At 66.5% G+C, this 11,634-nt stretch carries 7 protein-coding genes; 5 read left to right on the forward strand and 2 right to left on the reverse strand.

Annotation, left to right across the window (positions count from 1 at the left end; all coding sequences use genetic code 11):
* Positions 1-30: 30 nt before the first annotated feature.
* The gene (locus M9921_11935) at positions 31-2,235 is read right to left on the reverse strand and encodes a peptidoglycan-binding protein (GenBank protein ID MCO5297556.1); all 2,205 of its coding nucleotides are present in this window, start codon (positions 2,233-2,235) and stop codon (positions 31-33) included.
* A gap of 88 nt (positions 2,236-2,323) precedes the next feature.
* On the opposite strand from M9921_11935, the gene M9921_11940 reads away from it, so the two are divergent.
* A complete protein-coding gene (locus M9921_11940) occupies positions 2,324-3,979 on the forward strand; it encodes a methyltransferase domain-containing protein (GenBank protein ID MCO5297557.1) in 1,656 nt (551 codons plus the stop codon).
* 60 nt (positions 3,980-4,039) lie between these two features.
* Here the strand turns inward: M9921_11940 and M9921_11945 are convergent, their stop codons facing one another.
* Positions 4,040-4,882 carry a phytanoyl-CoA dioxygenase family protein gene (locus M9921_11945; protein MCO5297558.1) on the reverse strand — a complete coding sequence of 281 codons (843 nt, stop codon included), beginning with the start codon at positions 4,880-4,882 and terminating at the stop codon, positions 4,040-4,042.
* 105 nt (positions 4,883-4,987) lie between these two features.
* On the opposite strand from M9921_11945, the gene M9921_11950 reads away from it, so the two are divergent.
* From M9921_11950 to M9921_11965, 4 genes are all read left to right on the forward strand, one after another.
* Positions 4,988-6,187 (forward strand): molybdopterin molybdotransferase MoeA, encoded by a 1,200-nt coding sequence (locus M9921_11950; protein MCO5297559.1) that lies wholly within the window; start codon positions 4,988-4,990, stop codon positions 6,185-6,187.
* Positions 6,188-6,291: 104 nt separating this feature from the next.
* On the forward strand, positions 6,292-8,286 hold the full coding sequence (locus M9921_11955) for a TonB-dependent receptor (protein MCO5297560.1): 1,995 nt from the start codon (positions 6,292-6,294) through the stop codon (positions 8,284-8,286).
* A 49-nt stretch (positions 8,287-8,335) separates the two neighbouring features.
* A complete protein-coding gene (locus M9921_11960; protein MCO5297561.1) occupies positions 8,336-8,875 on the forward strand; it encodes a YfiR family protein in 540 nt (179 codons plus the stop codon).
* Positions 8,872-11,589, forward strand: coding sequence for an ATP-binding protein (locus tag M9921_11965; protein MCO5297562.1), 2,718 nt, complete (start codon positions 8,872-8,874; stop codon positions 11,587-11,589). Before M9921_11960 ends, M9921_11965 begins: the two co-directional genes overlap by 4 nt.
* The last annotated feature ends 45 nt before the right edge of the window (positions 11,590-11,634 follow it).

Raw genomic sequence — 11,634 nt, forward strand, 5'->3', positions numbered from 1 at the left:
TGGTAGCGGACAGCCACGCGCCACGGGAAGTCATAGGCGTGAAACGGCCCAAATCAGATGCACGACGTCGTCCTTGAAGAGGTCGTCGTGCCCCCCACCCATCGCCGGCGATCCCTCGTAGATCATGCGGCTGGCGTCGAGGTTCAACAGCCAGGGCCGGGGTTGGGCGCCCGTCTCCGAGAGCCAGCCGCGAAGGTCGGGCGGATGCACGAGGCTCGCCAGCCGCCCCCCTTGGCCCAGCGTGGGAGGGCGGCGAGGCGGATCGCCCACACGGTGAAGGCCCACATATCCGGAGGCCATCCGCGCGTGGTTGGCAAACGGGTAGTAGAAGCCGTTGGCGAAGTCGTACGCCGAGTACACGCAGGCGATGGCGCCGCCCACCGCACGACGGGCGGGCTCCGCGCGGAAGAACGAGTCGGTCCCCGTGGCGGACTGGATCAGCGTCAGGGAGTGCACGGGTTGGGAGCCGGGGTTCTCGACGGCTAGGCGTTGGGTTGCGTTCTGCATGACGAGCCCGCCAAAACTGTGGCCCACGAGGTGAATCCGCGCCTCGTGCAACGCGTCGCACGATCGCGCCAACTGGCCGAGAAACGCCCCAGCCTGATCGCCGGCCAGCACGCCCTTGCGCTGCATTTCGAAGAATGCGAGTTGGTTCTCCAGCACGTTGGCGATCGCGTGGTAGCGGCTATCGGCGGGCAAGGCGGCCCGGAGCCAGCCCAAGGGCGTGCGCGCGATCCACGCGAGCGCGTCCCGAAGGTGCCAGGGCGGCGGCCGTCCCTTGCCCATCCGCTCGCGCGAGGGGCGGAGCGCGACGAGGACGACTACGAAGGCGACGGCCCAGAGCCAGGAGGAGACGGCCAACGGAGCCTCCCAAAGAGCCGCGGCGGCGATGATCGCGGTCAAGAACGGCAGGCTGCCCCGAAACAGGAAGGTGAGAAGCGAGATCGCGAGAAGAGGAAGCGCGCAGACGATCTGCAGCGGCAGCCAGGCGACGACCGCCGGCAGCGAACTGCCTTGGGACGCCTCGCCGCGGCGCAAGGCGGTGATGGCGGAGGCGCCGGCCAGGGTCAAGGCGGCCAGGGCGAGCACGGCCAGAACCTGGAGGTGCCACGGGCTTCCGGCGAACTCCGACCAGCGCACGCCCAGCCACTCCCACACGCTCGCCGCGGCCGGCCGAAGCGGTCGTGCGATCGCGGAGATCCCGGGAAGGGAGACGAAGCCGCTCCAAGCCGTCTCCAGCGCGCCGATCCAACTTCGCCAATCCCGGCCCATGGCAAAGGTGGCCAGCGCGCCGAGGCCGACGGTCGCCACCAGGAACTTCACCGTCGCGGCGAGCGCGCCGCGGAGCCCGACGGTCGCGGCGGCGCGTTCGCCCTGATCTTCCAAGACCGAGCGCGCGTCGGCCTCGAAGTAGCACGTCCACGCGAGAGAGACCTTTTCGGGCAGCGACGCGTTGGCCCCGGCCTTGACCTCGTAGCGGACGGCGAGGGCGTCGGTAAGCCGCCGCGCGTTTGCGTCCAGTTCGGGGTCCAGAGACGGCACATCGGGCGCGGACACCTGGGCGAACAGCGCGAACAGGTCCTCGAAGTCGTTGAGAAAGTCGCTCTCACCGGTGCCGGGGCAGCAGTCGAATGCCTCGCGCGCGAGCGCCAGGAAGCTGGCCTTGGAGCGGCGCCCCGCGGGGTCGAACCAGCCGTCTTCACCGGTGTCCGAGTGCCAGTGGAACGCGAGAAACAGCGGCGAGAACGGCCGGCTTCCGGTGTTGAGCACCCCTCTGCGGAACAGGGCGCTCATGCGGCTGAGAAGCCGATCGTAGGCGGCGACGCCGGCAAAGAGGTTGCGGTGCCAGCCGTGGCTCAGCACGAACACGTCGGTGAAGGGCTCGTTCCCCGCAAAGGTCTTGATGTTCTGAATGACCTCGAGCCGGTCCTGGTCGTCTCCCACTTCGAGCAGAGGCACCAGGAAGTAAGGGCGCATCTCCCGTAGGTCCAAGGCGGTGTCGGGCCTGAGTTCGAACGTGGGTTTGAAGCCCACCCGTTTGGCCTTCTCCCGAGTGGGTGCGTCGATGACGCCCGTTTCCGGAAGCCCCTCGGCCCGCTGGAACGCCAGGGTCGCACCCCTCGTCAGCGGCCCCCACTCCCCGTCGAGGGGACCCGGATCGACGGCAGCCTCCTTCAGAAACTGCTGCCACTTCCTCACCGAGGGAGACGGACTTGAGGGAACGTCGGGGGGCACGATCCGAGTTTAGGCGATCGGCGAGGCTGTGGCAAGGCTCCAGTTCCCGGCAAATTTGCCGATGCTCCTACCAGAGGACCTCCGCCCCATGAGCTCGAACGAATCCCAACCCACTTGCCCCCGCCCCCCTTCCACCAACCTGCCTTGGACCGGCGAGCGCATGGTGCCGAACGCCTCGGACATCGCCACCGAGTTGTTCCACTGGCAGCGCTACCTCTATTTCCGCCCGTGGTACGACGGCCGGCACGTGGTGGACGCCGCCAGCGGCGAAGGGTATGGAGCGAACTACGCCAGTGCCTTCGCATCGGAGACCGTGGGATTGGACCTTTCGGGCGAGGCCGTCGCGCACGCGTCGAGCCGGTACCCGCACGTCCGCTTTGTCGAAGGCGACGTGTGCGCGTTCGATTACAGCCTGGCCGAACTCGTCGTGAGTTTTGAAACGATCGAGCACCTGCCCGAGCCGGAGAAGTTCCTCGAGGCGCTGAAGGGCTGTCCGGGCAACGTGGTGATTTCGACGCCGAACCGAAACACGCACTCGCCGGGCCATAGCCTCCACGACGCACCGCTCAACCCCTTCCACACCGTCGAGTGGACGCCTTCGGAGTTCGCGGATCTGATCCGCTCGCACTTCCCCGATCGGCAAGTGCGATTCCTCTCGCAGGAGGGCCGATGGCCCGGACTGATTCGCGAGGGGCTGGACGAGGAGGCGATGTACACGATCGCCGTGATCGGGGACGGGGAATTGCCGAAGTGGCCCCGGTTGGGATTGGCAATGCCCGTACACGCCAACGCCAAAGCCGCCCACGACGCCGTGCTCGGCATCAGCCGGGTCTATCCGGGCGAGATCGAATTCGCGGTGGTGGCGAACGGAGCCGACGAGGGGAATCGGCTGATCCTGCGGGACCTGGCCAACACGTTCCCCCACATGATCCACCTCGTCGAGCTGGACCGCAACGAAGGGTTCGCCGGCGGGTGCAACGCTGGCCTCGAGTTCTTGTGGCAGGAGAGCTGGTTCGACTACTTCGGCGTGGTGAACGACGATGTGCTGCCAGCCACGGACTGCGTGTCCGAAATGGTGTGCGCGATGGTCGAGTTGGAGAAGCTCGGCTACCATCCCGGCCTCCTTGGCCCGACGAGCAACATCGTCGCCGGCGCGCAGCAGGTCGAGATCGGAGAGTTCGGCAACTATGCCCAGATGCTGGATTGCGCCGATGCGTACCACCGCGACCGGGTGAACTCGGCGAGCGCCACCCGCCAATTGCGAGGCCTGTTCCTCCTCATCCATCCCGAGTGCCTCAACGCCGTCGGCGGCTTCGACACGCGCTTTGGGCTTGGGAACATGGAGGACGACGACTTCAATCTGCGCGCCCATTACGCGGGCTTCACGCTGTGGATCGCCGACGGCGCCTTCCTGTACCACGAGGGTTCCAGCACGTTCCGCAAACTTGGACTCGACTACGAGGCGGGCATCGAGCGGAATCTCGACCTCCTCTTGGACAAGTGGGACGCGGAGAACCTGCTCGAACTGTGGGAACAGACGGAGAAGCCTGAGCGGGTCGCCGTTTACGAGCCGCTCCATCTGCGGCGCCCATCGCCGAGCGGATTCTCGCTCCACTTGAACGGAGAAAACGTGGACCTGGTGCATCAGGCCAGCGACCTCGAGTTTGCGGTCTGGATCATGAGCAACTTGAAGGGCAAGCCCCGCACGTCGCGGAAGGCCCTGATCGAGCTCCTCTCGGCGTAACGGGGGCCGGAGGCGCGAGCCACCCCCCGGGACACGGGTGTGCGTCCCGCGCAATCCCAGCTACTCGTGCGTGAGCGGGTTGGGCGCCGCGGGCGTGCGCATCTCGATTCGCTCGCCCGACGCGTCGGGCACCAGAACCCCGCAGGGGCCGCCCGAAGCGCTCTCCTCGAGCGCCACCTCCGAGCCGTCCATGCGCAACACGGGGTGGTAGAAGGGCGCGACGCGCTCCGCATTGCCCGTGATGTAGTGCCCGATCAACGCCCGGCGGAACCGATCCGGGGACGTGTTCGGGAAACTCCCGTGAATCAACAACCCGTGGAAGAAGAGCACGTCGCCCGGTTGCATCCGCACGGGCACGGGCGCCATGCCGCCCGGCACCGGGACCGTGACGTCGGTGAAGCTCTGGGTCGTGTCGGCGCGTTCGGTGCACAGAAGGGGCAGGGTGTGGGAACCCGGCACGACCTGCAGGCACCCGTTCTCCTCGTCGCAAGGGTCGAGGGCCATCCACGCGGCCAGGCAAGTGCCGGGGGCGGCGCGAAGATACGTCTGGTCCTGGTGGAGGGCTTGGCCCCGGGCTCCGGCAGGTTTGAAGTAGAGCATCGTCTGCACGGCGTACGGCTCCTCGCCCGAGAGGCTGCGCAGCGCCGCGCCGATTTTGGGGTCCAGCACCCAATCGCGGCTGATGGCGTCCCACCGGTGCATGTGGATCATGCGGGGGTAGCGTTTGAGGGGATCGTTCCCGCCGATGTCGACGCCGTCGTAGTCCCCCGGGTGCGAGCCCTCCTCCCGGAGAGCCATGAAGTGCTCGCGCAACGCGACGGCATCGCTTGGGGAGAACAGGTCGTGGAGGACGACGTAGCCCTCTGTCTCAAACTGCGTGCGCTCGGCCTCGGTCACGGGCATCGTTCCACCTCGTTTCCATTATGGATCGGTTTCGAAAGACGGTCAGCACGCCCGTCCAGCGGGCGTGGCACGCGGGTTCTTGCCCGGGCCGGTCATGATGAGGGTATGAGCGAACTGCTCTCGTACGAGGCGTTCCTGGATGCGGTGCGCCCGCACCTCGCCGTTCCGACCGGCGGCGAGGCCGCCGCGCTGGATCGCGCGGTGGGGCGCGTATTGAGCCAAGACGTTGTGGCGACCGAGGCCTACCCGCGGTTCGACAACTCGGCCGTGGACGGCTACGCCGTTGGCCATGCGTCGGACGCGCGAGCCGGGAGCCGGCTGGCGGTGGCGGCAGCCGTGGCCGCCGGAGACGCTCCGCCCGAGGGGATCGCACGCGGAACCTGCGTGCGCATCCTGACGGGAGCGGCGGTTCCCCCTGGCACGTGGGGCATTGCGATGCAGGAGGACGTCGAGACCGTGGCGGACGCGGTCGTGCTGCGTGCCGAATGCGCCGAGGGGGCGCACGTGCGGCGGGCTGGCGACGACTACCATCCCGGAGCCGTCCTGCTGCGAGCGGGTTCCCGCGTAGGGCCGGGAGCCGTGGCGGTCCTTGCCGAGCAGGGGGTCGGGACGGTGGACGTGTGGCGGCGTCCACGAGTCGGCGTACTGGCCACCGGAGCCGAACTCGTCGACGCCTCCCAGGAGCCTCCGCCGGGCTGTCTGCGCGACTCCAACGGGCCGATGTTGGCGGGATTGTCCCAGAGGTACGGGGGAGAGGTCCTCGGGGTGGAGCGCTGCGGGGATACGGAGCAGGCCACTTGCTCCGCGTTGGAGAGGCTTTGTGGCTCCAACGATCTTGTGATCACCGCCGGGGGTGTTTCGGTGGGGGATCGGGATCATGTGCCGGCGGCGGTGGAGTCCCTGGGCGAGGTCGTTGCGCACGGGGTGAAGATCAAACCCGGTAAGCCGATGCTCTTCGGAAGGGTGGGCCCGTGCTCCGTTTTTGGGTTGCCCGGCAACCCGGCGAGCGCGTTTGTGGGCTTCCACCTGTTTGTGCGGGAGGCGCTGGCGGCGGCCTCGGGGTGTGCGAATCCACGACTGGAGTGGATGGAAATTCCCTTTCTCTCCGAGCGCGAGGCCCACGGTCGGGACGAGTTCGTCAGGTGCGTCTGGGGCTACCGTGGAGATCGCTGGGGGGCCTGGCCCGCGGGGGAGCAGGGTTCGTTCGGCGTCCGGTCGCTCGCCGAGGCCACATGCCTGGTACGGCTCGTCGCGGGCTCGACGGGCCGCTCGGGCCAATTGCGGCCCACCTTGGCCGTCGATTAAGGGTTCCTGAGGTACCCGCCGATCCCTTCCGATAATCTGCTTGCCGGCCCGATTTCGCGTGGGCCGATGGGCTGTATATGGATAACCGTAGGAAAGCAGGCGCCGTGCGCGCCGTTGCCATAGGCGTCGGGCTTGCACTGACGGCCGTCGCTGGGGCGCAACAGGACGATTTGACGCAACTCAGCCTCTCGGATCTCATGCAGATCAAGGTGGTGTCCGCGTCGAAGCGCCCGCAGGGCCTTGCCGACGTGGCCGCCTCCGTCTTCGTGATCACCGGGGAGGATATCCGGCGGTCGGGTGTGCGTTCCATACCCGAGGCGTTGCGGCTGGCCCCCGGCGTGCAAGTGTCCCAGCAAGATGCGGGGACGTGGTACGTGGGCATCCGGGGATTCTCCGGACGGTTCTCCAACAAGCTGTTGGTTCTCGTGGACGGCCGAAGCGTCTACACTCCGCTCTTCTCCGGCGTGTTCTGGGACGCGGTCGATGTGCCCCTTGCCGACATCGATCGCATCGAGGTGATCCGTGGACCGGGCGGCGCGGTTTGGGGGGCGAATGCGGTCAATGGTGTGATCAACATCGTGACGAAGTGTGCCGCGGACACCCAAGGCGGACTCGCGGAGGCCGGGGCCGGGACCGAGGAGCATGCGTTTGGTTCGGTTCGTTATGGCGGCACGTTCGGGCGCGGCGGGCACTACCGGGTGTTCGCGCAGGCGACCGATCATGCGGCTTTGGACCGCTCAGACGGTTCCGCCGCCGACGATGCCTTCCGCTCGCAGCACATCGGATTTCGGGCGGACGACGCGTCCACGGAGAGGGACAACCTGACCGTCACGATGGGCGCGTTCGCGCGCCAGTGGTCGCAGGCAACGCTGAGCCCGGTTCTTGGGGCTCCGTACGGGACTCGAACCGTCTCCGATCAGTCCGCCCAACACTGGTACGGGCACCTGGACTGGGACCACGACAGCGGGCCGAACACGAAGACGGCCGTTCTTGGCAATTTTGAACACTTCGATCGGGACATGCCCGAGATCGCCACAAAGCGGACGACGTGGTCGCTCGATTTCCAGCAGTCCACGCTCGTCGATGCCGCGCAACGCTGGGTTTGGGGATTGGGATTCCGCCGGACCTCGGACCACACCGATGGGACGTTCCTCGTCGCGTTGGACCCGGCCAACCGCACCGAGGATCTCTGGAGCGGCTTTGTCAGCGACGAGGTCTCGCTCACGGACAAGACGCGGCTGACTCTTGGCGCCAAGCTGGAACGAAACGGCTACACGGGATGGGAGTTTCAGCCCAGCGTGAGGTTGCTTCACCAGCCGGATGCCGACCAGACCTGGTGGGCTTCCGTCAGTCGGGCCGTTCGAACACCGAGCCGCATCGATCAGGACGGGCGCATCAACTTTCGGGCGATGCCGGGCATGGGCGGGATGCCGACTCTGATCGCGCTCTTCGGCGACGGGTCCTTCGACTCCGAGAAGTTGACCTCGCACGAGGTCGGGTGGCGCAAGAGGGTCTCCGACACGCTGACGCTCGACGTTTCCGGCTACTACAACATCTACTCCGATCTGCGCAGCTTCGAGCCCGGGGCCGGTTTCCTCGAAACGTCTCCACCGCCGGACCACGGCGTTGCGCCTTACATCTTTGGCAACCAGATCAAGGGAACGACGCGCGGACTGGAGGTCGTCGCCCGCAGTCGCCCTACCTCCAGGTGGAATCTGCTCGCCGGTTTCGCGTGGTACCACGAGGACTTGCGGCTGACGGAGAACTCGTTGGATCCGTTTGGCCCCGGTGTGGGGGACGGCAGGGGGGTCACCCCGAGCCGGCAGTTCCTGCTGGTCTCGCAGCTCGACCTCGGCGGCAGCTGGCAGCTCGACAGCAATCTCTTCTACGTGGATTCGATCCAGGAGCTTGCGGGACACGTCGATCCCTACTGGCGTTGGGACGTCCGCCTCGGCTGGAGCCCAAGCCCCGACCTCACTCTGGGCCTCGTCGTGCGGAACTTGCTGGACGACCGCCACGAGGAGACGAACTCGTCGTTTCTCACGCCGTCGTCGAGCATTCCGCGATCGGCCACGCTCCAGGCTTCATGGCGCTTCTAGGGAACGAATGACGATCCGGACACCAGGAGGGAGTCGTTTGCGGGGAGCGTTGAGACTGCTCGGCGTCGCGCTTCTCGTCGTCTCCGGTTCTCTGCGGGCGCAGCAGGTGAGCGAGTACCAGCTCAAGGCGGCGTTCCTGGTGAAGTTCACCGCGTTTGTCGTGTGGCCTCCCAAGTCGCTGCCGCCTCCCAAGGAGCCGTTCGTGATCGGCATCGTGGGCGCCGATCCCTTCGGACGGCTGCTTGACGACGCGGTCAAAGACAAGTCCGTCGAGGGACGGCCGATCGTGGTGAGGCGCTTCGCTTGGGGCCAATCCTTGGACGCGTGCCGCGTCGTCTTCATGTCCGATTCCGAAGGACGCAAGGTCGCCCGCCTGTTGCTCGCGACCCAAGGCAAGCCCATTCTCACCGTGGGTGAGACCGAGAGGTTTGCCCAGCAGGGTGGGATGATCGGTTTGCGGGTGCTGAACAGCCGAGCGGCCATGGACGTCAACCTCGGCTCCGCCAGGGCCAACGGCTTGGCGATCCGATCCGGCCTGCTCCAGGTGGCCAACTCCGTGATCGACGGTTCGAGAGGTGGGTCGCGATGAGTTTGCAGATCCTGCTCAAGAACAAGCCTCTCCGCGCCAAGCTGACGCTTGTCACGACGATTTCCTGCACGGTGGCGATGCTGGTCGGCGCAGGCGGATTCATCGCGGTCGATCTCGCCTCGTTCCGCGTGCGCATGGTGCATGAGCTGAAGACCCAGGCGGACCTCGTGGCCGCCAACATCGGAGGTTCGATCGCCTTCGGAGACGAGGAGGGCTCGCGTCGGATTCTCCGTGCGCTCGGGTCGCGCCCGGAGATCCAGGTCGCCGCCGCCTACGACTCTTCCGGTGCCTTGATTGCGGGCTACGAAGCGCAGAACTCCACCGCGCCTCCGGTTCCCCTCGAGCCCCCGAAGCTCGGGTTGAGCAACGAGCGTGGCCGGATGCGTGTATGCCAAGAGATCGTGGTGGGCAACCAGAAGGTGGGCGTCGTCTACCTCGAGTCGAACTTCTCCCCCTGGTTCGACAGGCTGCGTGGCCACCTGGGCATCGGCGTGCTTCTGCTCTTCTGCGGGCTGTCGGTGTCGCTCGCGCTCTCCCGCAAGCTCCAGCGGCTGATCTCCGATCCCGTGACGCAACTGGCCGCGGCGACGCAGAGAATCGCCAACGAGAAGAACTACGGCTTGCGCGTCCCGTTCAGCAGCGACGACGAGTTTGGCACGCTGGTGCAGTCGTTCAACACGATGCTGCAGGAGATCGACGCGCGCGACGGCGCCCTGCTCAGCGCGAACAACGAGTTGGAGCACCGCGTGTCGGAGCGCACCGCCGAGTTGGAAGCGGAGGTCGCCGAGAAGCGGAGGGCGGAGGAGGCGCTCCGCAAGAGCGAAGAACGCTACCGCGCGTTTGTGCGGCAGAGCTCGGAAGCGATCTGGTGCTTCGAGTTCGAGTCCCCTCTCTCGCTTTCCATGACCGAGTCGCAGATTCTGGCCCATTGCTTCGCCCGCGGCCACATGGTCGAATGCAACGATGCCATGGCGCGCCTCTACGGCGCCGAGTCCGCGGCGAGCATGCTGGGCATTCGGCTCAAGGAGCTGCTCAGCCCGGGGGACAACGCCAACGTCGAGATGCTCCTTGCGTTCTTCCGCTCGGGCCACCGCCTCGAGGACGTCGAGACGCACGAGCTGCGCCCGGACGGGGAGGAGCGATGGTTCCTCAACAACATGGTTGGCATCGTCGAGGACGGCTTGTTGCTCCGGATCTGGGGCACCCAGCGCGACATCACCGAACGGAAGCGGGCCGAGTCCGCCCTCGGTGAGGCCAACCAGGACCTGGAGATCGCCATCGAGCAGGCCAAGGAGCTGGTCGAGGTCGCCGAGTCCGCCAACCGCGCGAAATCCGAGTTCCTCGCCAACATGAGCCACGAAATCCGCACGCCGATGAACGGGGTGCTCGGCATGACCGGGCTGCTGCTCGAAACCGAGTTGACGGATGAGCAGAAGGAGTTGGGCGAGACGATCCGGACGAGCGCCCAGTCGCTGATGAAGATCATCAACGACATCCTCGACTTCTCCAAGTTCGAGGCGGGGAAGATGACCGTGGAGTCGGTCGAGTTCAACCTCAGAGAAACGGTGGAGGACGTGCTCGAACTGATGGCACCGGTCGCGTTGGAGCGCGATCTCGAACTTGTCAGCCGCTTGCCGGTCAACTTCCCGGAGCACTTGAGCGGCGATCCCACCCGCATCAAGCAGGTTCTGAGCAATCTGGTGGGGAACGCCCTGAAGTTCACCGCCCAGGGCTTTGTCGAGGTGGGACTCGCCGTCGAGGACGAGGACCCCGACGAGGTCTCTTTCAGGATTTGGGTTCGAGATACCGGCATCGGCATTCCAAAGGACCGTCAGAACGCGATCTTCGAGAGCTTCACGCAGGCGGACGGCAGCACGACCCGCCGCTTCGGAGGCACCGGCCTCGGGCTTTCGATCTGCAGCCAGCTGACCAGGCTGATGAACGGCAGGATCACCGTGGAGAGCGAACCTTGGGCCGGTTCGACCTTCTCGGTCCATCTTCGGCTTCCCAAGTGCGATGTCGAAACGTCTGCGCCGACTCCGTACCCTGGGGCGTGCCACCTGATCTCGAGTCAACCCGCGACGTCTCGGGCGTGGGGCGACCTCCTGGCCGACCTCGGCTTCCGGGTCACGATCGGGGGGCTGGACGAGGTGGGCGCAGCCGATCTGGTGGTCGTCGACGGTCGGGACTTGGGCGGGTCGCCCCCACCGTTCCCCGAAACCGTGCCGGTGCTGGCATTGGGAACGCCCATGCTGCGGCCGCTCCTCTCCGAATCGTTGAGCGGATACCGGCACGCGATCGTGAATCGTCCGTCGCGACTGCGCGTCGTGCGCGGCGCTTTGGACCTTCTGCTCGGCGTCGTTCGAAAGGACGAGGCGATCGAACCGCGGACCTTGCGGAAGCGCGCATTGAATCCCACGGCGCTCGCCGCGATACGTTCCGAGGATCCAGCCTTGGCCAGGCAGCTGGTCCACGAGTTCGTCGAGTCTTCGGAACGGCTCCTCGAGGAGTACCGGAACGCAGCGTCCGCGGGCGATGCGAAGGGCGCGGCCAAGGCGCTTTCGGTGCTGGGAAGCAGCGCGGAGACGATTGGCGCGGAGCGGCTTCACGACCTGTGCGACGAGAAGGGATCTGGACGCGAGGGCCTGGACGAGTCGATCCAGGCGGAGTTGGCCGAGCTTCGGTTCCTGCTCAAGTCGGATTTGGCTGCCTAGGCATTGTACGGGGCAACCCCTATTTGGATGAAACTTCGACCATCG

This window comes from Fimbriimonadaceae bacterium, assembly GCA_023957775.1.
Lineage (GTDB): Bacteria > Armatimonadota > Fimbriimonadia > Fimbriimonadales > Fimbriimonadaceae > JAMLGR01.